Source organism: Pseudofrankia sp. EUN1h (assembly GCF_001854645.1).
Lineage (GTDB): Bacteria > Actinomycetota > Actinomycetes > Frankiales > Frankiaceae > Pseudofrankia > Pseudofrankia saprophytica.
In genome coordinates this window covers 1-22,782 of record NZ_MBLN01000003.1, presented here as the reverse complement: position 1 = coordinate 22,782, position 22,782 = coordinate 1, and the positions used below count along the sequence as shown (strand labels likewise).

Annotated in this window: 16 protein-coding genes and 3 pseudogenes; 10 read left to right on the top strand and 9 right to left on the bottom strand. The window is 68.8% G+C overall.

The genetic code is table 11. The features are described 5' to 3' along the window. The first annotated feature begins 57 nt into the window (after positions 1–57). The 3 genes and pseudogenes from BCD49_RS03290 to BCD49_RS44755 all read left to right on the top strand — a co-directional run. Positions 58–1,419, top strand: coding sequence for a glycine cleavage system protein T (locus tag BCD49_RS03290; protein ID WP_007516043.1), 1,362 nt, complete (start codon positions 58–60; stop codon positions 1,417–1,419). Between the two features lie 138 nt (positions 1,420–1,557). Next, complete coding sequence (locus tag BCD49_RS03285; protein WP_131803358.1) at positions 1,558–2,082, top strand: PAS domain-containing protein; 525 nt, start codon at positions 1,558–1,560, stop codon at positions 2,080–2,082. Beyond that, positions 2,012–2,515 (top strand): annotated as a pseudogene (locus BCD49_RS44755) (integrase); the annotation flags it as partial. The gene BCD49_RS03285 and the pseudogene BCD49_RS44755, both read left to right, overlap by 71 nt. 297 nt (positions 2,516–2,812) lie before the next feature. Here the strand turns inward: BCD49_RS44755 and BCD49_RS03275 are convergent. The 8 genes and pseudogenes from BCD49_RS03275 to BCD49_RS03240 form a co-directional block, all read right to left on the bottom strand. Then, complete coding sequence (locus BCD49_RS03275; RefSeq protein WP_007516041.1) at positions 2,813–4,579, bottom strand: protein kinase domain-containing protein; 1,767 nt, start codon at positions 4,577–4,579, stop codon at positions 2,813–2,815. A gap of 287 nt (positions 4,580–4,866) precedes the next feature. Then, a complete protein-coding gene (locus BCD49_RS03270) occupies positions 4,867–5,517 on the bottom strand; it encodes a hypothetical protein (RefSeq protein ID WP_007516040.1) in 651 nt (216 codons plus the stop codon). Then, the gene (locus BCD49_RS03265) at positions 5,514–6,260 is read right to left on the bottom strand and encodes a hypothetical protein (RefSeq protein WP_007516039.1); all 747 of its coding nucleotides are present in this window, start codon (positions 6,258–6,260) and stop codon (positions 5,514–5,516) included. The genes BCD49_RS03270 and BCD49_RS03265 overlap by 4 nt, the downstream gene beginning before the upstream one ends. Next, on the bottom strand, positions 6,257–7,690 hold the full coding sequence (locus BCD49_RS03260; protein WP_007516038.1) for an ATP-binding protein: 1,434 nt from the start codon (positions 7,688–7,690) through the stop codon (positions 6,257–6,259). Before BCD49_RS03260 ends, BCD49_RS03265 begins: the two co-directional genes overlap by 4 nt. Positions 7,691–8,023: 333 nt before the next feature. After that, positions 8,024–8,734, bottom strand: a pseudogene (locus tag BCD49_RS03255) (IS6 family transposase). 506 nt (positions 8,735–9,240) lie between these two features. Then, a complete protein-coding gene (locus BCD49_RS03250; protein WP_007516036.1) occupies positions 9,241–9,675 on the bottom strand; it encodes a hypothetical protein in 435 nt (144 codons plus the stop codon). Between the two features lie 119 nt (positions 9,676–9,794). After that, positions 9,795–10,256 (bottom strand): hypothetical protein, encoded by a 462-nt coding sequence (locus tag BCD49_RS03245; RefSeq protein ID WP_071041104.1) that lies wholly within the window; start codon positions 10,254–10,256, stop codon positions 9,795–9,797. A gap of 163 nt (positions 10,257–10,419) precedes the next feature. Continuing rightward, complete coding sequence (locus BCD49_RS03240) at positions 10,420–12,111, bottom strand: recombinase family protein (RefSeq protein WP_083401221.1); 1,692 nt, start codon at positions 12,109–12,111, stop codon at positions 10,420–10,422. A 727-nt stretch (positions 12,112–12,838) separates the two neighbouring features. Here BCD49_RS03240 and BCD49_RS03235 point away from each other — a divergent pair. The 7 genes and pseudogenes from BCD49_RS03235 to BCD49_RS46085 form a co-directional block, all read left to right on the top strand. Further along, positions 12,839–13,597: pseudogene (locus BCD49_RS03235) on the top strand (TraM recognition domain-containing protein); the annotation flags it as partial. 15 nt (positions 13,598–13,612) lie between these two features. Further along, a complete protein-coding gene (locus BCD49_RS03230; protein ID WP_007516031.1) occupies positions 13,613–14,629 on the top strand; it encodes a replication-relaxation family protein in 1,017 nt (338 codons plus the stop codon). A 64-nt stretch (positions 14,630–14,693) separates the two neighbouring features. Continuing rightward, positions 14,694–15,551 (top strand): C40 family peptidase, encoded by an 858-nt coding sequence (locus BCD49_RS03225; protein ID WP_083401220.1) that lies wholly within the window; start codon positions 14,694–14,696, stop codon positions 15,549–15,551. A gap of 323 nt (positions 15,552–15,874) precedes the next feature. Beyond that, the gene (locus tag BCD49_RS03220; RefSeq protein ID WP_241832241.1) at positions 15,875–19,219 is read left to right on the top strand and encodes a CHAT domain-containing tetratricopeptide repeat protein; all 3,345 of its coding nucleotides are present in this window, start codon (positions 15,875–15,877) and stop codon (positions 19,217–19,219) included. Positions 19,220–19,273: 54 nt separating this feature from the next. Next, on the top strand, positions 19,274–19,696 hold the full coding sequence (locus BCD49_RS03215) for a hypothetical protein (RefSeq protein ID WP_007516028.1): 423 nt from the start codon (positions 19,274–19,276) through the stop codon (positions 19,694–19,696). A 7-nt stretch (positions 19,697–19,703) separates the two neighbouring features. After that, on the top strand, positions 19,704–20,633 hold the full coding sequence (locus BCD49_RS03210; RefSeq protein ID WP_007516027.1) for a hypothetical protein: 930 nt from the start codon (positions 19,704–19,706) through the stop codon (positions 20,631–20,633). An 87-nt stretch (positions 20,634–20,720) separates the two neighbouring features. Continuing rightward, entirely contained in the window at positions 20,721–21,269 is a 549-nt protein-coding gene (locus BCD49_RS46085) for a C40 family peptidase (protein WP_335341671.1), read from the top strand. A gap of 86 nt (positions 21,270–21,355) precedes the next feature. Here the strand turns inward: BCD49_RS46085 and BCD49_RS03205 are convergent, their stop codons facing one another. Next, positions 21,356–22,438 (bottom strand): effector-associated domain EAD1-containing protein, encoded by a 1,083-nt coding sequence (locus BCD49_RS03205; RefSeq protein ID WP_007516026.1) that lies wholly within the window; start codon positions 22,436–22,438, stop codon positions 21,356–21,358. Between the last annotated feature and the right edge of the window lie 344 nt (positions 22,439–22,782).

Below are 22,782 nucleotides of genomic sequence, written 5' to 3'. Positions count from 1 at the left end.
ACCTGGGTCGGAGTCTAGGTCTCTTTTGATGTCTCGATGAATATTGTGAGGTATGCGATGGACGTGCTGTCGCGACAGCGCCAGGACTACAAGAAACTGCTTGACCTTCCCGAGGCCTCGTTCATCATGGAGCGCCCGGCTCTGTTCAGCCCGGCGGCCGCAATCCAGGACGAAGCGAACTTAAAGGGAACTTTCGGGCGCTTCGCGCAGATATTACTTCCGCTGGAGTACACGAACTGGGTCGAGGAAAGCGTTGCCCACGTCGAGTCCTGCTACATCGGCGACTGGACGTCTCTCAGCAAACTGCACCTACGGGGCCCGCGGGCACTGGAATTCCTCAGCCGGATTGGCATGAACGACCTGTCCCGGTTCGAGACCGGGCAGGTCAAACATCATGTCCAGCTCGACGAGAACGGCTGGGTGGCCTCCGAGGGCGTCCTGTGCAGGCTTGGTCCAGAGGAGTTCGTCTACACCGCGGGAAGCTGTGACTGGGCGCAGTGGCAGTTCAGTCGCGGAAGCTGGGACGCGGAGCTGTCGGACATCAGCCCGGACAGATTTATCTTCGGAGTACAGGGACCCACGTCCCTGGCTGTGCTCGAGAAGGCGACCGGGGAAAGCCTTCGCGACGTCAATTTCAACCGAAGCCGGCCCGCCAAGATCGGCCAGATTCCGGTGCACGTCCTGCGGACCGGAATCTCGGGAGAACTCGGGTACGAGGTGCATGGATCCGCGAACGCCGCGAGCGGGATCTGGTCGACCATCCTGGCTGCTGGTGAGGATTTCGGAATCCGTCAGCTCGGATTCCGCTCACAGCCTGTGCAGCACATCGAGGCGGGAATCGCGACGAATGGCTTGGACTACCTGCCGGCGGCGATCGTGACGCCCGGAGCTCCGCGACAGTTCAGGCGTGGAGTGATGGGTGGGAGCTTCGTTCCCAAGAATGGGTTGACCGACTACTTCCGGAGACCGGGCGAGCTCGGCTGGGGCACCTCGGGAAAGATCTCAGATCACGATTTCCTTGGTCGGGAGGCGCTGGTCTCGCAGGCTGAGATCGGAGGGCCGGCCCGACTGCTCGTTGGCCTCGTGTGGAACGCGGATGACGTCGGCGAAGTGTTTGCGTCGCTGCTACACGGCGGCGACATCCCGGAACAGATGGACATTCCTCGCCGTCTTGGCCCCAGTTTCGATCAGGTCCTGGTCTGTGGCAACCCTGTCGGTGTCTCGACCGGCCGGTGCCTGAGTTCTAACCTTCGGGCCATGATCTCGCTCTGTGTGATCGACCGTGACCGCGCGGTCGCCGGCGCGGACGTCGTAGTCGTCTGGGGCCGACCTGGAACGCCCCAGCGGGAGATCCGAGCGACGGTCACCACGCTGCCGTTCAAGCCGGACCGTCGTCGGACCGACGTCGCGACCCTGTAGCCGACCCGMGGCGCTGGACGGGTTTGCCGGGGATGGCCCTGTCCCGGCATCGGACAGCCGGACCCTCCTCGCACTCTGGGTGCACGGCATGCCCGAACTGTACGAAGGCGGGTCGACGTCAGGTGTCGACGTCAGGTGATGAGCGTCCCCGACCTGATCGATGACCTGAAGGCCGCCGAGCAGTCGTCGATATTCGAGGTGTTCGCCTACGTGCCGCGGGCGCTGGAGCTGATACGGCGAGCGATGGACGGGGAACCGGGCTGCGACATCCATGAGGCCTTCGGGCGGCACTACGAGTTACACATCAGGCCGATCTTCGATCCTTGTGGCGAGGTCAGCCAGGTGGCATCGATCAGTACCGATGTGACCGATCGTGAGCAGGCCCGTTTCGACCAGAGCGTCCTCGCCAATTTGGCTCATCAGGCCTTGCGGACCGCCGAGCCTGACCGGCTGTGGAACCATGCGGCCGCGGTGCTGGCCCTGTACTTGCCGAAAAGTATATCCGGGCTGATCGGGACGGTCGCGGCCGATCCTGGGCCCTCCCGGTGCCTGGTGCCCGTCGGGGGCGGTGACTGCGGGAGGATCCCGCTTCGTGGTGCTTCGACTGACCTACCTCGGTGTCACGAACGTGTTCGCGCTGCTGCGCCTGCTGCCTCGCAGTGATCGTGACAAGGATGTCGAAATCCTCACATTGCGGCACCAGATCGCCGTGCTGCAGCGCCAGCTCGACGGCCAGCGGATCCGGTTCCAGCCCACCGACCGTGCGCTGCTGGCGGCACTCCTGCACGCGTTGCCCCGGCCAACGCTGCGCGGCCTGCACCTGCTGGCGCGTCCGGAGACCGTCCTTCGCTGGCATCGCAACCTGATCGCCCGCCACCACGCCGCCATCTCCCGCCCCCAGCGGCGCGGACGGCCTCGCACCGTGCGCTCGATCCGCGCCCTGGTGCTGCGCCTGGCCCGCGAGAACACCGGCTGGGGCTATCGGCGGATACACGGCGAGCTGGTCGTCCTCGGCGTCACAATCGTGCGCGAGGTCGGGATGTCGCCGCCGCGCGGCCTTGGAAAGCCGCAAACGAGGACGAAGTCGGCGTGGGCGATGTTGCGTCTCACAATCACTGTGCGTCACCACCGAATGTGCGCCAGAGCCGAAAGTGAGACAGAGYCGCACGAACGGTGGTTCCGGCCCGACGCGCCGGGCCCCAGCGGGCATGCATGGTCCTGCGGCCCGCAGCAGCGGTTTCGCGGAATGCGCCGGTAGAAGGCCATGTGGTTTCCGTGGAGACTGTTCGTGAGGATGACGGCTGGTCGGCTTCGACGATGACCGTTGCGYGTGTCCCCGGACGCGGATCGGCAGTCATAGTGAGCGAGCGTAGGCATGCTCCATCGATGCCGGTCAGCGGACGACGACGGTGCTCCCGCCATATGCGGGGACGAACACCTCCTGGCAGCGCAGCGCGTCGTCGGCGACCTCGTACGCGTACGTGGTGTAGGTGCTGATCGTGGTCTGCTTGCCGGGCGGCAGCGTGCTGTATTGGAGCGTCAGCCGGTTCCCGTACTGGTCGTGCTCGAAGATCTGTATCTGCTCGGACCGGTTGTTGACAAAGGTGATCGTGGTCGGCGCCGTATCGCTGTCCCACAGGGACCTCGGCTTCGGGTTGCAGCTGTACGGGGCGGAGGAACCGTAGTTGAAAGAGAAGTCGCTGTCAGCGGTTGGCGGCGGCGAGGAAGGCGGAGTCGTTGAGGAAGGCGGAGTCGTCGAGGGAGGCGAGGAGAGCACGGGAGGGTCGGGAGGCGTGGGACCGGCGCAGCCTTGTCCCAGCGTGAGGCCCGTCGCGAGCAGCGCGCCGACCGCGACCGCGGCACCGACCGAGCGCCGCGCCGTTCGGCGTGCGCGGCTCGATGCTACCGACGAGTCGAATGGCGGCGGGTTCGTCGCTCGGCTGAACGCATTCCCGCCGGCGTCGGTGCCGGTGCCGGTGAACGGCCCCGGACCGTCTCTGGCCTCCATCCAGTGCGGTACCGCCGGATCGCTCCGCCAGTCGGTGCCCGTCGGCCGGCCGTTCGCCGCAGGGTCGGCGGCGACGCCTGGAATGCTTGATCCTCCCGCCGCCACGTTGGCCTGCGATTGACTGGCCGACGCTCGCTGGCCCGTCGGGTGCGGCGGCCAGGAGACGCCGCCCGCCGGGGTGGCGGCGGACCGGAAGGTGTCGGGCGGGACGGACGGCGTCGCGAGAATGACCTGAGTCAGGGTCGGCGGCAGCCAGCCAGGGTGATGCAGGTCCGGCACGTTCGGTACGGCGTCGGTCAGCCGGTCCAGGATCTGGTCGAGCGTCGGCCGTCGGGTTGGATCCTTGTCCAGGCAGTCGTAGACGATGTCGCGCAGACTCTGCGGGACATGCCCGATATCCGGCTGGCCGTACACGACGCGCATCAGCAGTTCGGGCACAGAGCCGTGGCCGAACGGGCCATATCCGGTAGTCGCGAACGTCAGGACTCCGCCGAACGCGAAGACATCCGCTGCGGGCGTGACGTCGGGTGCGATGGCCACGGTCGGAGACCACTCCGCGCGGCTCAGGGGCTTCGCCGGGCTCGGTTCCGGGGGGCCGCCCGCCTGCTCGGGCGCCATGAATGCCGGCGTGCCGATGATGCCGGCGGTGCGCGTCGCCGCGTTGGCCTCCATCGATCGGGCGATCCCGAAGTCGATGACCTTCGGGCCCTCGGCGGCGAGCAGAATGTTGGACGGTTTGAGGTCGCGGTGCACCAGACCTGCCTGGTGCACCGCGGCAAGCGCCTCGACCACGCCGGCACCGAGGGCGGCGGCTGAGGCGGCCGGCAGCGGGCCGTGGCGGGTCACCGCCGCGAGCAGTGACGGGCCGCGGACGTACTCGGTGGCCAGCCACGGCCGCTGGCCGAGCGGATCGGCATCGACGACCGCGGCGGTGAACACGCCGCTCACGGCGCGCGCCGCCGCCACCTCCCGCGCGAAGCGGCCCCGGAATTCGGGGTCACCCGCGAACTCCGGCCGGATGACTTTGATCGCCACCGCCCGGCCCGATCGGGACCTGGCCAGGAAGACCTGCCCCATCCCCCCGGCACCCAGCCGCCCGACGATTTCGTACGTTCCCAGCCGCTGCGGGTCGTCCTGTTGCAGCGTCTCCATGGTTCCGTCCCCGCCTTCTTTCTGAATTCCTTGGCTTCCTGCGGAATTGCGCCTGAATCCAGAATGCGGCGGATTTGGAGACGAAACAGCGATCAGATGCGCGCCCCGCGGCGCGTACTTCCGTCACGCCTGGCGGCCCAGAACGCGCGGCGATATGCCATTCTGCGCGCCGCCGCCCGCGAAACTTCGCAGCCGGCTCTCGCGGCGCCGGCCGGCGACGGTCAAGCGGCGACGGTCACGGTGGGATGGCCATCACCTGGATGGCAACGCGTGGCCGACGGACGGGGTCAGTCGGCCGGGTGGACGCCGACGCGCAGCGAGCGGGAAGACCGAGGCCAAGGCGGTGGAGTAGGCCGCAGCCGGCGCCAGTCGTAGGGCGGGTGGCCGAGCTTGGTGTGCCGGCGGTCGTAGACGTTCGCGACCGTCCAGGCAGCCACGCAGGCCACGATCGTGATCCGGGCGAGCACCCGGGCGACGGACAGGCCGGGCGAAGCCAGCCCGGCGACCGTCGCAGCGACGACGAGATAACCCAGCACCGGGTAGACGACAAGTTGGTGCCAGATCTTCGTAGGCGCCACGGCCTGCGCGGGCACGTACAGCCGTGAGTGCACCTCCGCCCACCACTGCCAGAGCCCGAAGGCGAGCCAGGCCGCGACCATGGCCCACGCGGGTGCGCCGCGCACCACGGCACGGACCGACGCCGACGGGCCGTCCGGGCACAGCACGACGCCAAAGCCCGCGGCCACCGCGAGCAGCGGATCCCCGTAGAGAAGCGCGACGAACTCGCCGCGCGGCGAGAGCCAGCGACGTTCCAGGATCCGGGCGATCAGCGCATGGACGACCGGGCTGACAGCCAGGCACACGGCGAAGGCGACAAGGGGGCCGTGGCTCAGGGCGAGGCCGAGGCAGGGCAACCAGCCGCCTTCGTCGTCGCTCATCCGGCCGTGCGGGCCCGACTGAACAGCCGTTCCACGTCAGGAGCGCTGAAGAAGTCGGCGTGTAGCCGGGCGAACGCGGAAACCTCGAGCAGGTTGGCACCGCGTTCGTCCGCGTCGGCCGCCGGATCGGCGCGCCGGTCGAGCAGGTCGGCCTCGAGCTGCGCGACGACCGGCCGACGGTCGGCGGTGAACTGTGAGACGACTCGTTTGGAGACGTGGGCGGCCTGCGCGACCTGTGGTTCCCGGAAGTTGTTCAGCAGCGCGCGCCAGATCAGCAGATCGCTCGGGCGCGTGATGAGCCGGTCCAGCAGCGGCGCCGCCTTCTTGTACCGGCGGGCGGCCCCGTCGTCGGGTCGGTAACCGGCCCGCAGCGCCGCGATGGCGCGCCGGACCGGCTCATGGCCCGCGGACTTCGGAGCCAGGGTCCAGGTGTCCGGGAAGAACTTGAACACGGCTAGCAAGAACAACAGTCGGTTGTCCTCGCCGTCCGCCGTCTGGACGACGCAGGGGATCTCCCGCTGGGCGAGGCTGTCCAGGGCGGCCAGCCCGCTCTCCCGCACTCCCCGCCCGTAATGCAGGTCGACGAACGCGAGCTGGAAGTCCCAGTCCACAGCCAGCAGATCCGCCAGATCCCGTGGATTGCGCACGCCGCGCACCTCCACGTCGGGGGCGTCGACAAGCGCCCGCGCAACGGCTGTTTCGGCGCCCAGATAGTCGTCCACGACCAGCACCCGTATCGTCATCGGCCCTCCCCAACCCGATCGGGCGTCGGGTCAGCCGCGCGCCCGGGTCGCTGGCAGCCATCCGCAGCGCAGCGAGGTTCGTCTGTCCCATCGCGGTTCCCCCGCGGGGACCGCCAGCGGACGTGTACCGTCGCGCCCCGATCCGGCGCCGGCTCGAAACTGATGGCGCCGCCGTAGCGGTGCAGCTCCCAGTCRAGCAGCCGGAGGCTGCCGGCCGGGTCGTCCAAAGCGTCCGGCGGCATGCCCGGGCCGTCGTCGGTCACGTCGAGTTCGAACCGCGCGAACCGGTCATCCGCCGCCATGGCGCCGACCGCGAGGCGCACCTCCACCCGGCTCGCGCCCGCGTTCAACGCGTTCATCACCAGGTCGGCCAGGGCACGCCGGGCCAGCTGGTAGTCGGTCGAGCTCAGCACGATGCTCCCGCCCTCGACCAGGCGGCAGCGGTGGCGGCGCGCCTCGGGCAGGACCCGGACGACCGCCTGCCACAGCGCGGCCACGTCCTGGACCCGGGCCGCGCCGTCGCCGGTCAGCATCTCCAGCCGGTTTTCCTCGACCACGACGAGCAGGTCGCGGACGCGCGCACGGAGCTCGGCAGGGTTCGGTTCCGCCTCCTCGACCGCCTGCGCGACCAGGCGCACCGCGTTCTTGGTGAGGCTGTGGAGGTCCTGTGCGGCACCTTTGCGCACGATGTCCTCGGCGTCGCGCACGGTGGCAACCGTGGCGGCGAGCAGCTGCTCAAAGCAGATCCGCACGATCTCCAGGGCGAGCACGCTGCCGACGGCCGCCACGCGCAGCGCGACGGGGACCTCGCTCACCTCCGGCGACCAGGGAACGGCGACGATGAGCGCGACCAGACTGGCCAGCAGCAGCACGCCCAGCCGGCGGAACAACAGCAGCACCCGGGGCGCGGGCTGATCGCTCCGGTCCGACCCGATGACGACCGGGGCGTACGGCGCGTACCAGCCGGCGTCGATCAGCGAGTTCAAGCCGACCAACCAGGCGAACGCCACCGCCGCGAGGATCGCAGCCGACCGCACAGCGACGGACAACCCGGTGACCGGCCACGGGCCGGCGAACAGCAGCCCCGCCGCCACCACCCCGAACGCCTCCAACAGGCCGGGCACGTCGAACGTCGCCCGTCCGCGGGTACCGACGAGATGGTCCGCGAGCTGCCCGGCGCCCTGCAGCCGTTCGACCGCGTCCATCAACGCAGGCCGGGCGTGCACGCAGGACAGCGCACAGCCGACCGTCACCATCGCCAGCTGACCGGCGCCCCGGGGAATCTCGTGGGCGGGCAGCGTCGCGACCGCCCCCCACATGACGGCGAGGAGGCCAAGCCGCACCAGCGACGTGGTCCGGTGCTGCTCGTCGAGGGCGCGCAGCGCCGTCACCCAGACGATGTCAGGCCGGCCGGACCAGTCGGACCCCATCCGATTCCCCCCGCTGCCAGGCCGTCGTCCGCCGTCATCGCGTCCTGCGTCGTCGGTCCCCGCCGGGCCGGCGGTCGCCCTCGACGATCCCACCCCGTCATCGCGGGCCGAAAGCAAAACTTCGCAGCCGCCCGCGCGCGACGGCCGGCGCGAGGGCCCGTCCTCGACTCGTCAGGCCAGGGCCGGCTCAGGGCCAGCCACCGCCCTTGAAGCATGCCGATATCGGCATATAATTCGGCCATGGCACGTGCAGCGACGACGTCGGACGTCTTCAACGCTGCCTGTTGCATTCGGAGGGCCGGGGTGCGCGCGGAGGCCTGGCAGGCTTGAGGATCAGACCGATGCGGCGAGCTCGGTGAACGCGACCGACAGCCGCAGTCGTGGATCGGTGTCGACGGCGAGTTCGTAGTGACCGCGGCGGATGTTCTGGATCAAGGYGTGTCCGGTGCTGACTGTCTGGGCCGAGCGCAGCCGTTTGAGCCCGCGCATCGGCCGTAGCCGGGCCTTGAGTCGGCTGCGGTCGGGCTCGATCCGGTTGTTCTCCCACCGCGCGTCGACATGGCATGCCTCGGGCAGCAGTTCGTCGAGGACCCGCGGGTAGACGGGCGCTTTGTCTGTGGTGACCTCGGTTGGTTGGCGGCCGTGGATGAGCGCTCGTTGGAAGAACCGGCGGGCCGCGAGCTGGTCGCGCCGTTCGCTGGCGAGCACGTCGATGACTTGGCCGTGCTGGTCGATGGCCCGATACAGGTACCGCCATCTGCCGGCGATCTTGATGTAGGTTTCGTCGACGTGYCACCTGTCGGCCGGGCGGTGCCGGCACGGTCGGGCCGCGTCGACCAGCAGCGGCGTGAAGGGCTGCACCTACCTGTACACAGTCACGTGATCAACTTCGATGCCGTGTTCGGCCAGCAGCTCCTCGGCATCCCGGTACGACAGTGCAAATCGCAGGTACCAGCGAACTCCCAGAACGATCACCTTGGGAGGGAACCGGAAGCCGGTGAACTCCGAGACCGGGACCGGCGGACGAGGACGGCTGCGAGCCATCATCCGATCATGCCGTGGCCTCCGAGCCCCCACACCGGCTACCTGCGCAGCGTCACCCCAGGTAGCCGGATCCAGTCCGTCCGGATCGGCAGTTGACGACGCGCCATCACCGGCCGTGACTGTAGGGCATCACGGTCATCGGTGGCCGACGTGTGCTCATTGTGCGTACGGACGGCGCGGCATTTYCCGGCATCAGGAAACCCGCCACAACACCTATCGTGGCCGCGACGTGGACCAATCGGCATTTCCTGATACTGGACGGTAGCAGGAAACACGGGAATGGCCGTCTTGTAATCGGGCGGCTAGATAGGTTCTGAATGTGTTGCGCGCAACTGGCTGCTGGTTGCTTGACCTGCGGTTTTGTGTGGCGGATGAGGTTGTTCGTGCTGATGGCTGTTAGGCGCGTGTGATCGGACGGCTGTTGGGCTTTGCGCCTTGGCGGGGCTGGGGGAGGGCTTCCGTCGCGGCGGTCGACCTTGAGGGTGTGTACGCGCACACTGGGCATCTCATGGCGCCGCCTCCGGGGCGGCCGTGGTTTCTGAGCTGTGGGGCGGAGAGGTCAGGTGCGACAGGGTGATGCGCTCCTCGTGGTCGAGCACGAGGAGTCGGTTCGCCTCGATGAGGATCACGACGTCGTCCATCGACGGGTACCAGAGGTCCGACACGTGGTCGACGAAGGTCGACCACGTCATCCGTGCGCCGATCCGGTCGACGGGCCAGGCGACTCGCACGTCGACGTCCCGGCCTACCGGAAGGCTTGCCAGCCACGTCCCGAGCTGCGGCCCGGCGAGTTCCGACACGTCGCGCTCGATGTCCGGGTCGCTCCGTAGCTCTGACAGCTGCCGGAAGGATCCGCCCAGCCCTCTCTCGGTTTCCTGGTACTCGTCTGGATCAGAGGCGACTCCGATCGAGTGCAACACAAAGATCAGTCCTGGCGGCACCGGAATCCTTCCTACGCATCGGCACGGCCAGACCTGTCTGGAGCCGGTCCGCTTGGACGGGCCTCGGCAAGCGAGGCCACGCCTTTCGCACATGCCGGAGCCGGGCGGTGGCGACGACCTCAACCGCGGGTGATGCCTCGCGTGTTGAAGCTTTCGGCGACCTGGTCGAAGACGGAGGCGGCCCGCGCCGGCGCCCAGACATCGGACAGGACGGCCTCGCCGACCTGCKGGTCGTATGCGTCGAGTCCAGTCGAGGCGTGGACGATGGCGGCGAGACCGCGCAGGTCTTCGGCGATCTTCCTGGCGGTGTGTCCCTCGCTCCAGTAYGGCACTGTGATGGACCACTCGCCGGAGAAGCAGCTCACCTGGATGGCGGTCGGCTCATGGTGGATCTCCCATGCCTGGGGACTCTCTCGGACTGACACCTCGCCGAGCAGCGTGCGTACTCCCGCGACCACCTGATCCCAGTTCGGCGGGTGTKCAGGGTCTGCGGGTGCGTCGTCCTGGCCCTCGAGCGCGTTGATCGCGTCTTCCCACGACTGGCCAGGCTCCCGTCGCAGGAAGATGATGTCGTAGCTCATACAGGGAACGTAGCGAAGCACCAGCGGACAGCCATTGGCGCACCGCCACACGCGCGGGTCAGGAGCAGGAGCGATCTCAAGGCCGGGTTGAGGCAGCCGTCATAGGGGTGCGGGTCATCGGTATGCCCCGTTCCCTCCGGCGAGGAGCGCGAGGTCGAAGACCTCACGTAGACCGATCATGTAGGAATGGGTCGAGTCCGTCCTCGGACACAGACACTGCGCACACGGATGATCTTGGTCTGGCTTCGGCCATGATCGTCTCCGTCTCGTGGTCGTACGTCAATTTTAGGCCGAGTTCGCGGTAGACCTCCGCCTTGTCGGCCGGGTCGGCCTCCTTCAGGATCGCGAGCAGCCCACCGAACCCGTCCACGAGCGCCTTGATCTGGAGGCGGGTGAGCCTCGCCCGGTTTGGGTGGCGGTCGCCTCGGCGTTCGAGGGCCGCGACGGCGTCTGCGCGTTCGGCTTGGACCTCGGCGATCCAGCCGGTGACGATGGCCGGATCTGCGCCGGCTTCGAGGGCGGCGCGGTGTCGAGCGAGCTTGCGGTCGCAGGTGACGATGGTCTGTCGCAGCGGGTCCGCGGCGGGGGAGTCGTCGGGCTGTGCCCGTTCCAGCGCGGTGAGCGTTGCTTCGATGTGGTCGGGGTCGAACGCGGTGGCGAGCCAGGCGTCAAGCGCGGGGAGGACGGCGTCCTCGCGGACGTAGACGGCTAGAGGATGGTCGACGTGGTTGGCGAGGGCGTACTCCTCGGGGTAGCGGCATCGGTAGTGGGCATGGCCGTGGTTCCAGTTGCCCTGCATGCGCCGGCCGCACTGCTTGTGGAACAGCAGGCTTCGAAGCGCGTAGGGATGCTGTGTTCGCGGCGTACCGATGCGTCCTGAGGCCGGGCCGCGGGTGCTGAGGCGCTGTTGGGTGGCGAGGAAGGTGCTCTCGTCGATGATTGCCGGGTGCGCGGGGCGCTCCGACCAGACCCACTTGTCCTTCTCGTTCCACTTCAGCTTGGTCTCGTAGCCGAGGGCGACGTCCTCGACGTCGAGTAGCTCCTCATGCTTGCGCTGCTTGTTCCACACCTGGTGGCCGGTGTATCGACGGTTGGCCAAGATCGCCTGCACGGCACTCTTGGACCAAGCAACGCCGTCACGATGGGGGTTGCGGGTCCGGTCGTAGGCAGATGGTGAGGGGATGCCTTCGTCGGTCAGGGTCTGCGCGATCAGGAAGAAGCCCATGYCGTCGAGGAACAGGGCGAAGATCCGCTCGACTACCGGTGCGGTGACAGGGTCCTTCTCCAGAGCATGAAGGCGCTTGCCATCGGCGGCCTTGCCTGGGTTGGGGTGCGGACCGGCGTCGGCGAGCTGGTAGCCGTAGGGCGGACGGCCACCGAGGAACCGACCCTCGACGCGGGCCTGAGTTTCCATGGCCGTGCGCACGCGGATCTTGACGCGTTGGCGTTCGCCCTTGGACATCCCGCCGAAGACGGACATGATCAGGTCGTGGGCTTCGCTGTCCGGGTCGATCGGTCCGCCGACCTCGGGTACCCACAGAGCAACGCGGTAGTGGGTGAACACGGGGAAGATCAGGCTGAACTGGTTGCCGTAGAACGCCCGGTGCGGCTCTCCGATGACAACCGCGTCGAAGCCCCGCCCGGGGTCGCGTAGCTCCTGAAGGAGCAGGTTCGACTGTGGGCGGCGCTTCCATGGGAGCGCCCGGGAGTGGCCGATGTCGAAGTACTCGGCGACGATCGCACCGTGGCTCGCGGTCAGCGCCCGCGCGCGGGTCAGCTGCCATTCCCGGGATGCCTCCGGGTCCTGCTGGTCTTCGGTCGAGACGCGGCCGTAGAACGCGAACCGGATCGTCATGCGAGTTTCCCTTCTGCCTACTCGGGCGGCGTCGAGATCTCCTCGGGCACCGTCGGTGCCTCCCCTGTGCGTCGGTCCATGACCCGTTGGATCAGTCGCAGCAATGCCATCGCCACGTTCGCTGCCACGTCCGCTGACTGCTTTGGAACGATCACCTGAACGGATGTGGCTGAGGAACGGCTGTTGGACCTTTTGGACCGCGGGGCCGGGGCGAGTTGTGCGTCGGTTACCGGCGCGGCCGTCGGGATGATCGGACTAGCGGCGCAGGAAGTGCCGGGAGGGCATGGTGCGGTACCCGGGCCGTGCGTGGAAATAGTACCGCGGCCGAGGTGTGGCGATTGCCCGGAGGTGCAGGGAAAATCGTCGGCTCCGGAACTTGATCTGGCGCATATGAAAGGCCGGTCTGGGCCCGGAAAGGCATCTGTTGTTCGGTCCGTTGTCGGACTGGGAATGAGTCCGGATGCGGACTCGTGCCTGATTTTTTTCGGAGAGGCCGCGCGCTTCGCCGCGACTCGGCTCGCACGGTCTGCGTCGGTTGCAAGCCGACCTAGGACTGCTGGACTGTCTGCGAGGGCAGAGTCGGGCGGATCATCGCCGCCGTGGGCCTCGAGCGGGTCTTCGCTTTGGTCGAGTCCGTTGCCGTCCGAAAAGCCAGCACCGATGTCGGCCGGATCATGCACGACGGCGACCCTCGTCTGCCGGAAGGTTGGTCATTCCGCCGATCCACTGGCAGTGGTACGAAGCGCTGTCCGAACCGGCGCGGGCGCACGCCGTCGCCCCGCTGATGAACAAACTCAGAGGCTTCCTGCTACGGCCGTTCGTCCGGGCCGCGATCGCCGCCGGCCCCTCGACAGTGGACATGGACGCCGTGCTCAACAACGGCGGGGTGTGCCTGGTCCGCATCGCGCAAGACGCCCTCGGGGTCGAGACCGCGGCACTCATGGGCTCGATCGTCGTGTCCTCGGTCTGGCAGGCCACCACCCGCCGCGCCCGCATGCCCCAGGGGAAACGGCCGGACGCCAGCCTGTTCTTGGACGAGGCCCACAACTTCCTCACGCTGCCGTACGCGCTGGAGGACATGCTCGCCGCCGCCCGCGGCTACCGCCTCGGGATCACCCTGGCGCACCAGAACCTCGCCCAGCTGCCACGGCACCTTGAAGAGAGCATCGCCGCGAACGCCCGCAGCAAGATCTACTTCACGATGTCGCCGGCCGACGCGAAGCGCCTCGTCCGCCACGTCGAGCCCCGCCTGTCCGAGCACGACCTGGCCAACCTCGGCCGCTTCCACGCGGCCACCCGCCTCGTCGTCGTCGGAGAAGAGGCACCGGCCTTCACGCTGCGCACCGAGAAGCTCCCCGCCCCAGTGCCCGGCCGGGCCGCGCAGATCCGCCGCGAGCTGCGCCGCCGCACACCCACCCCTGCACCGACGCCGCCGGACCCACAGGCCCCGCAGCCACAGGCCGACCCCCGCCGATCCGCCAGCTGACACCACGGAGTTCTCATGGTCGCCTACCCGCAGCCCCAACGTGCCCTGCGCATCCCGCCCCGGGCCCCCGGCCGGGTCGTTGCCGACGCCGCGCTGGTCACCTATCTCGCCCGCCACCTCTCGCCCCGCGACCGGTGGATCACCCGGCTGGCCCACGAGCACCGGGTGTTGACCACCCACCAGATCGTCGAGGTCGGCTGGTCCAGCCAACGGGCCGCGAATCGCCGGCTACTCGAGCTCTACCGGTGGCGGGTCCTCGACCGCTTCCAGCCCCTGGTTCCCGTCGGGCAGGGCCAGCCCCCGGCGCACTACGTCTGTGACATCGCCGGCGCCAGTGTGCTCGCCGCCGAGGACAGCATCGAGCTGAAGGAGACCGGCTACCGCCACACCCGTGCGATGGCCGTCGCCCACTCGCTGCGCTTGGCGCACACGGTCGCCGTCAATGGCTTCTTCACCGCCCTGATCGCCCACGCCCGCCGCCCCACCCCACCMGGCACCCTGACCGCCTGGTGGTCAGAAACCCGCTGCCTACGCGCGTTCGGCGACATCGTCCGCCCCGACGCCTACGGCCGCTGGAGCACCGCCCGGGGCGAGATCGAATGGTTCCTCGAACTCGACTGGGCCACCGAACAGCTGGGCCGGCTCGCTTTGAAGATCGGCGACTACGGCCGGCTCGCGGCGGCGACCAGGATCAGCACCCCGGTGCTGTTCTGGTTCCCCACCGCCGGACGGGAGACCAACGCGCGGCGAACGCTCGCCACGGCGCTGGCCGGGCTCGACCAGCCMGACATGGTCCCGGTCGCCACCACCGCCGCCACCCTCGCCCCCGCCGACGCCCAGCTCGATCCCACCCTTCCCCGCTGGCTGCCCCTGACCACGGCCCGCGGCGGACGGCTCCCCCTCGACCAGCTCACCTCCGCTTGGCCCCGGCTACGACCCCCCGACCCGATCGACGGCCGCTCTGGTGACACCTCGGCACGRCCGGGCCTGCGCCCGCCCACACCGATGCCCCCGAGCGGTACCGGGGGGTGAGCGACCACGACCAAATACCTCACCGCCGCCGTCGCCGCCGTGGTCCTGCTCATCGTGATGACAGGTGCCGCCGCCGAACCTCTACATGCAGGCCGCCGCGACCTGCCCCGGCCTGTCCTGGACGACAATCGCCGCCATCGGCAAGGTCGAATCCGATCACGGTCGTAGTCGGCTGCCGGGCGTGGCCAGCGGCACCAACAGCGCCGGCGCCGGCGGTCCCATGCAGTTCCTCGCCCCGACCTTCGCCGAGGTCGTCGCCCACCACCAGCTACCAGCGGGCGGCGCGGACCCGCCGTCGCTCCACAACCCCCAGGACGCCGTCTACGCCGCCGCGGCCTACCTGTGCGACAACCACGTCGCCACCGACCTGACCGGGGCGCTGTGGGCGTATAACCATGACGATTCCTACGTCGCTCAGGTCCTCACCCAGGCCACCCAGTACTCTGAACCGAACCCGAACGCTTCAGTAGCGTGCGCTACATTTCAGTCATCGTTTCAGTCCGGGATAGATCATTTCAGTAGCGTCGCGCTGACTGCCGTTCAGTTCGCTTGCGGGCAGATCGGTAAGCCCTACGTCTGGGGTGGTAATGGCGAGCCCGGGTTCGACTGCAGTGGTCTGACGGCTGCCGCCTATGCCGCCGCGGGTKCCCAGATCCCTCGTACGGCCCAGGGCCAGTACAACGCCGGCCCGCTTGTTTCAGCTGATAGGCCCCTGCTGCCGGGGGACCTGGTGTTCTTCGGTGGCGGACCAGCCAAGGTCACCCATGTCGGCATCTTCCTTGGTATCCAGAATGGCCAGGCGATGATGGTGGACGCGCCTCACGAGGGGGCTTACGTCCGCGTCGAACCGTTTCCCGCGACGGTGGGTGCCCGATGGGGATCAGAGCTCTACCTCGGAGCGAGTACGCCAACCGCTGGCTGACACGGGCGCAGGCGGCGGACGACGGGAGCCTGGAGCGCCGTTTGCCGGCCTCGGCCGCTCGCGCTCCGTGCACGCCGTTCAGCGATGTGGGCCGAGTCGGTGGTCGAGGTGGCGCGCGAGGACGCGTCGGGCGTCGTCCGCTGATCGGCGGTGACCTCGGCCCCTACGGCGTCCTCCATGTCCGGCTTCGGGCGGCGGACACCATCATCGTGCTGGTTAGATCGTTAAGTGGAGCCGACCGATCGGTAGGCAGGACCCAACTCGACCCTTGATGCCAATATGATCTCTTAACTTGGCGAGCAGGGGCGTGTAGCAACGTCGCGATGAAGGCGGTAGCAGAGGTGTGGGCACGGTTGGAACAGTTCCGAGCGCGACTCGACAGACGTAATCCCGTCTTAATCGCCCGTCTGCAGATCACGGCGATGCGCGCCGAGGAACTTATGCGGAACACGGTGCGTACCGGTGACCGTGCCGGGCTGACCGCGGCGATCGACCTGCATCGGCAGGCGCTGGACATCTGTCCTTCCGACCATCCGGCGCAGGCCGGGATACTGGCCAATCTGGCTGCCGCACTGTATGTCCGGTTCGAGTGGTCAGGCAGGAGGGCGGATCTGGATGAGGCAGTCGTCGCAGGCCGCGCGGCGCTGGCCGCCCTTCGACCCGGCGATCCCAACCTGGCCGGATGGCTGTCCAACCTCGGGGCGGCGTTGCGTACCCGGTCCGAGCGGTGGGGCAGCAGGGCGGATCTGGACGAGGCCATCAGCGTGGGTCGCGACGCGGTGGCTGCCAGCCCACCCGACCATCCGGAAATGATCAAACGACTGGGCAACCTGGCCGCCGCGCTGCGTATTCGGTCCGAGTGGACGGGCAGCGAGGCGGATCTGGACGAGGCCGTGAGCGCAGGCCGCGAAGCGCTGGCTGTCAGCTCACACCACCCGGAAAGAACCACGATGGTGGCTAACCATGTGGCCGCGCTACGTCTCCGGTCCGAGCGGACGGGCAGCCAAGCGGACCTGGATGAGGCCATCAGAGCCGGCCGGGCGGCGCTGGCCGCCTGGGCACCCGGCGACCCTGCGAAGGTCGCTCTGGTAACGAACCTGGGCACGGCGCTACAGGCTCGGTTCGAACTGTTGGGCAGCCGGGCGGATCTGGATGAGGCCATCGGCGCCGCCCGCGACGCGGTGACGGCGAGTCCACCCGATCATCTCGACCGTGCCACGGCAGGGGCGAATCTTGGTCTTGCGCTCCGTATCCGATCGCAGCGGACGGGCAGCGAGGCAGACCTGGATGAGGCCGTGAGCACCGGCCGGGCGGCGCTGGCAGCCAGCCCACCTGACCATCCCCACCGGGCCGGATGGCTGTCCAACCTCGCCGCCGCGCTGCTTATCCGGTCCGAGTGGACGGGAAGCCAGGCGGATCTGGACGACGCCGTCAGCGCCGGCCGCGACGCAGTGGCCASCAGCCCACCCGACCATCCGGGCATGGCCAGCTACCTGTCCAACCTCAGCCGCGCCCTGCTGACCCGGTTCGAACTGTTGGACAGCCAGGCGGATCTGGACGAGGCGGTCACCGCCGGCCGCGACGCAGTGGCCACCAGCCCACCCGACCATCCGGGCATGGCCAGCTACCTGTCCAACCTCAGCCGCGCCCTGCTGACCCGGTTCGAACTGTTGGACAGCCAGGCGGATCTGGACGAGGCGGTCACCGCCGGCCGCGACGCAGTGGCCACCAGCCCACCCACTCATCCCTACCGCGCCGCGTGGCTTTCCAATCTGGGCATCGCCCTGCTGACCCGGTTCGAGCGATCACCCAGCCAGGCCGATCTAGACGAGGCGGTCATGGCGTGCCGCGGGGCGCTGGACGCCAGCCCGCCCGATCATCCCTACCGCGCCGCATGGCTCTCTAACCTGGGCACCGCCCTAAGCCTCCGGTTCGAGCAGTACGGCGACCAGGCGGATCTAGACGAGGCGATCGCCGCGAGTCGGGCCGCCGTGGCCGTCGAGGTGGCGTCACCTCGGCTTCGCGCGCGGGCCGCACGCGGTTGGGGACACACCGCTGCCGACGGGATGCGGTGGGACGAGGCCGTCGCGGGTTTCGCGGCAGCCGTTGACCTCCTGGGACGGGTGGCACCGCGTAGCCTCGCCCGAGGCGACCAGGAACATCTACTCGCCGAGCTAGGCGGCCTGGGATCGCAAGCGGCGGCATGCTGCGTGCACGCCGGCCTAGCGGAACGCGCGATCGAACTCTTCGAGCAGGGCCGTGGGGTCCTGCTGGGTCAGGCATTGGACACCCGCACCGACCTGACCGCGCTCGCTGAGCAGTTTCCGGACCTAGCCAGACGGTTCATCGCTCTGCGTGACGACCTCGACAGGGCCGATGGCTTGGGTACGCGACCGGTGACGACACCTCCCGGGTGGGACCATAACGTCGACGTAGCACGCGGCGACGTGGAGCGACGGCGGCAGCTAGCCGACGCATTCGACCAGACGATCGGCGAGATCCGGGACCTGCCGGCCTTCGCGCGTTTCCTGCGTCCACCACCGGTGCAGGACCTGACGGCGGCTGCGGCGAGCGGTCCGGTCGTCGTCGTCAACGTCTCCCGGTTCGGCTCGCACGCGCTGATCCTGACCACCGGAGGTGTCCTGGAGCCGGTGCCGCTGGTGGCTCTAACTACCGAGGCCGTCTACGACCAGGCGGACGGATTCCTCGCAGCCCTCGACGAGGTGTCCTCGCCAGACGGAGGTACCGAAGGTTGGGGTGCCGCGCAACGGCGGCTGGCGGACACGCTCGGCTGGCTGTGGGACGCCGTCACCGGCCCGGTCCTGGACCGGTTAGGCATCACCGGACCGCCCCAGAAGGACGAGGAGTGGCCGCGGCTGTGGTGGTGTGTGTCCGGACTGCTGTCGTTCCTGCCATTGCACGCCGCCGGCCACCACGCCACCCGCTTCGATCCCGCCCCGAAAACGGTGGTTGACCGAGTGGTGTCGTCCTACACCCCGACCATCCGGGCGCTGATCTACGCCCGCCGGACCCACTCAGGCGACAGAGACGTCGACCGAGGACGGCTCGGTTCGGACAGCCGGCTGGTGGTGGCGATGCCGCACACCCCTGAGGCCGCTGATCTTCCCGGTGCGGATGCGGAGGTCGCCATGCTCCAGCAGCGTTTCCCGGACCGGACCAGCACGCTTGTCGGACCTCAGGCCACCCGCGCGGCGGTGCTTGCCGCGCTGCCCACGGCGGGGTGGGCGCATCTCGCCTGCCACGGGTCGAGCGACCCCAGTCACCCTTCTGCCAGTCGGCTGCTCCTCCAAGACCACCGGCAGCAGCCGTTGACCGTGGTCGACGTGGCCCGGCTGCGTCTGGACGATGCTCAGCTGGCGTTCCTATCGGCCTGCTCGACAGCCCGCCCAGGTAACCGGCTGGCCGACGAAGCGATCCACCTCGCCTCGGCGTTCCAACTAGCCGGCTACCGGCACGTGATCGGCACCCTGTCGCCGATCAATGATCGGCACGCCGCGACCCTCGCCCGCGATATCTACACCGCCCTCCCTGACGCCGACGGCGTCATCGACGCAGCTGCCGCGCTGCATGCCGCGACCCGCCGGCTGCGCAACCGATGGGCACACATGCCGTCGGTGTGGGCGTCGCACATCCACAGCGGCGCCTGACGTGAACCTGGAAAACTCGGTCGTGAGATCAGTACGACGCGCGCAGGGGGACTGATGGGAACCTATGACGACGGGGTGCTGGAAGCCGCGCGAACGATCCGGCCCTACCTGACAGACCTGGTCGGACCGGATGCCGCCGGACCTCTGGACCGGCAGATCGCCGACCACCTCAACAGCTCCGCCGGCCGGGTGCAGACCAGCAGCCAGCTTCAGATGGTGCTTGACGAACATGAGGACACCCGCTGGTTCCTCGCCGAGACGCTGGCCGACGCACCCCACTACAGGCCGCCCTACCTTCAGCCGCCCTACGTGCCGCGTGGCGCCGGCGGCATGGCCTCTCCAGCCGGTGACGCCGGACTGATCGGCGCGAACCGCTACACCTGCCCGCGCGGCGGCGACTACGTCTGGTACCGGCCAGAAATCGGCACCCCGGTTCCGGACTGCAAAACCCACCAGGTCCCGCTGGTCCGGAGCTGACGGCCGCGTGCTCACCGCATTCTGGGAGGCCGCCGGGAACAAGCTCGCCGACCGATGGGCCACCGCCTCCGTCCCCGCACTCGTCTTCTGGCTAGCTGGGCTGGCTGCCTTCGCCCGCCATCGAGGCGGCCTGCACACCCTGTCCACCCAGACCGGCTGGCTCGACCGGCAGACCCCCGCGACCCAGGTCGCGGTCATCCTGACCGTCCTGCTCGCCGTCGCCGCATCCGGGATCGTCATGAACCGACTCGCCACCCCCGCTCTGCGGCTGCTGGAGGGCTACTGGCCGGCATGGGCCGGACCGCTACATCACCGGCTCACCGACAGGCTCGCGCGCCGCGCCGCCGCCGAGGCCTCGGCCTGGCAGCAGGCCTACAACCGAGCCCACGAGTCAACCGCCCCCACCGCCGAGGACCTCGCCACCTATACCCGGCTGGAACGTCGCCGTCGTCGTCGGCCCGCCGCGCCCGCTTACTTCATGCCCACACCGATCGGAAACATCTTGCGCGCCGCCGAACGCCGCCCCATAGACAAGTACGGCCTGGACACCGTCGCGCTGTGGCCCAGGATCTGGACACTGCTCCCCGACGCGATCCGCGAGGAGATTCTCACCATCCGTGCCAGCCTCGACACCGCCGTCACCACCGCCATGTGGGGCCTGCTGTTCTGCGCGTTCGCTCCCTTCACCTACCTGGCCGTCCCGATCGGCCTCGGCGTCGCCGCGCTGACGATTGTCGTTACCGTCCCGACCCGGGCGCAGCTCTTCGGTGACCTGATCGAGACCGCTTACGACCTGCACCGCGCCGCCCTCTACCAACAGCTTCGCTGGCCCCCACCCACCAACCCGCACGAGGAACGCGCATGCGGGCAACGGCTGACCGCGTACCTGTGGCGGGGCTCCGACGACACGACTCCCACCTTCACTTCACCCACATAGACAACTGGCGCCATCGCCAGACAGCCCCGCGCGACGAGTGAAAACCCCACACCGAATCGGGGACCGGCTACAGCTACATCGCGCTGAATCCGCGGGCGAGCGCCGGCCGGACCTCCGACTGAAAGATCAACCGGACGATCGCACACAACTAGGCGCACTCCAAGATTTCAGTGTCCAGCTCACGGCGCCGACCGACTGAAGTCTTCGGGTGCGGTTGACAAGTACAGCTCGACCAGCGGCTTCGCCGCCGACACCGCGCCGTCCGACGCCGGCTACGCCGCCGTCCTCTACGCCCAGGGACAGGTCGGCCTTCCCTACCTGTGGGGCGGAGACGGGCCGGCCGAGGGCGGCTGGGACTGCTCCGGCCTAACCCGTGCTGCCTACCGCGCCGCCGGCCGTGACCTGCCCCGCACCGCCCAGACCCAGTACGAAGCCGGCCCCGTAGTCCCACCCGGAGAACCACTCCAGATCGGCGACCTTGTCTACTACGGCACCGCCACCAACATCCACCACGTCGCGATCTACATCGGAAACGGCCAGATGATCAGCGCTCCGGGACAGGGCAAGGTGGTACACGTCGCCCCGTACAGGTGGGCGGGAGACGACTATTTCGGAGCGACACGTCCGGGAAAATGAGCTTTATTGGCCGAGGCCGCCGCGACCGTGGGGCCCGGTCGTCAGCGGGTCATTAAGGTACCGCGCCCGCATCGTTAACGTTCCGCCTACTGGTCTGTATGCGGCAAAGGCTCGGGCTCTTGGCTATACGCCCAGGCGGGTTCGTCGCTGGTCATGTCTTCTGGTCCGCTCGTCTCGCGACGCTGTGTGGGAGCTGGCGTGGCCGTGACGTCGTCGAGCTGCCGGTCGACGTCCGCGAAGGCCAGTGCCCAGGCCTCGTCACCGCGTATCTGGTAGATACCGGGGCTGGTCTCGATGGACCGTGCGCGTAGAGGTTCGGTCAGGTGAGGTGGCCAGGTTGTCTCCTCGGTCCAGGTCACGCCGGCCAGCAGGTCGAGGCCGTCGAGGCCGACGCCCTTCAGCGCGGACAGGTCCAGTCCGGAGGCCTCGACCGTGACCGTGCCCATCAGGTGCTCGCCGAGGTCGTTGAGCGTGTCCAACATTGTCCGCAGATCGCGAAGGGCGGGGATCCGTAGCCGGTTGACAAGATCGTGTGCCAGGTAACACGCCCGGTCGAGCCCGGGGCTGTCATCGCCGCCAAGTTCACGGGCGCGGTCCAAGGCGGCGGCCAGCTGGTCGGTCAGCTGGTGCGCGCGGTCAAGGGAACGGCCACGCCCTTGGTCGAGCCAGTCCGCGAGTCGGTCGCCGCCCGCGCGGGCGAGGCCTCGGGCGTTGCCAGCCGGAAGGGCGTCGGCGTCAGTGCCGTGTTCTCGGGCAGCGCGCTGGGCGAACCTGCGGGCTCCCTTGCGGGCGACGGCGCTACCGAACGACCGGGCAGTGGCGTCTGCGACCAGCCACATGACCTCTAGGCAGGCCAGGCGGGCGGCGACGACCGCGGCGACCACGTCGCCCGCGGCGCCGCCGGGCAGCGGGCCACCCACGAACGCCGGATTGGCGGGAAACCAGGCATGCGCCGCGGCCAGAAGCCGGTCCCGGCCGTCAGCCAACACACCCGCGGCAAGCAGGCGCGACACCTCCGACCAGAAAAGGTGCGCGCTCAGTCCCGCCACCCATGCTGGATGATGCGCTCGGCGAAGACCGGCCCCGTTCAACAACTGACCGGCAGACAGCGGATCCGTGAACAGCTCCGCGAGTGCGCCGATCTCGCCAGTCGTGAGCCCTTCTCCCATGCGTACCCCCGATCCCAGGCATGCGCGACGAGATCGCACGGCATGCTCCCGGACAGCATGCATGGTCATCGACCCGGCTGTCACACGTCGTTGGCCCGCGGCCTGCTGCCCGTTGCGAAGCGATAAATCTGGCGCCACCACGGCCAACCGTCCCCTTCAGCGCAAGCTCGGAGGAGGGGGAGACGGGCGGGCGCGACCGTGCCAGCTCACCCGAGCTCGCCCACGCGGCCCGTTCCCGGAAGGCCCTCAAGGTCGACAGCAGGGTGAATACCGCACGGTTCGAATAACTGCACTCCACCAGCCTAAAGAGGATTGATTCGCCCGAAGAAGCGGGCGGAATCCAC

Bases quoted from the DNA above. Each gene is read 5' to 3' on its own strand.
- BCD49_RS03290 (WP_007516043.1), top strand. From the start codon at position 58: ATGGACGTGCTGTCGCGACAGCGCCAGGACTACAAGAAACTGCTTGAC.
- BCD49_RS03285 (WP_131803358.1), top strand. From the start codon at position 1,558: ATGAGCGTCCCCGACCTGATCGATGACCTGAAGGCCGCCGAGCAGTCG.
- BCD49_RS03275 (WP_007516041.1), bottom strand. From the start codon at position 4,579: ATGGAGACGCTGCAACAGGACGACCCGCAGCGGCTGGGAACGTACGAA.
- BCD49_RS03270 (WP_007516040.1), bottom strand. From the start codon at position 5,517: ATGAGCGACGACGAAGGCGGCTGGTTGCCCTGCCTCGGCCTCGCCCTG.
- BCD49_RS03265 (WP_007516039.1), bottom strand. From the start codon at position 6,260: ATGACGATACGGGTGCTGGTCGTGGACGACTATCTGGGCGCCGAAACA.
- BCD49_RS03215 (WP_007516028.1), top strand. From the start codon at position 19,274: ATGGGAACCTATGACGACGGGGTGCTGGAAGCCGCGCGAACGATCCGG.
- BCD49_RS03205 (WP_007516026.1), bottom strand. From the start codon at position 22,438: ATGGGAGAAGGGCTCACGACTGGCGAGATCGGCGCACTCGCGGAGCTG.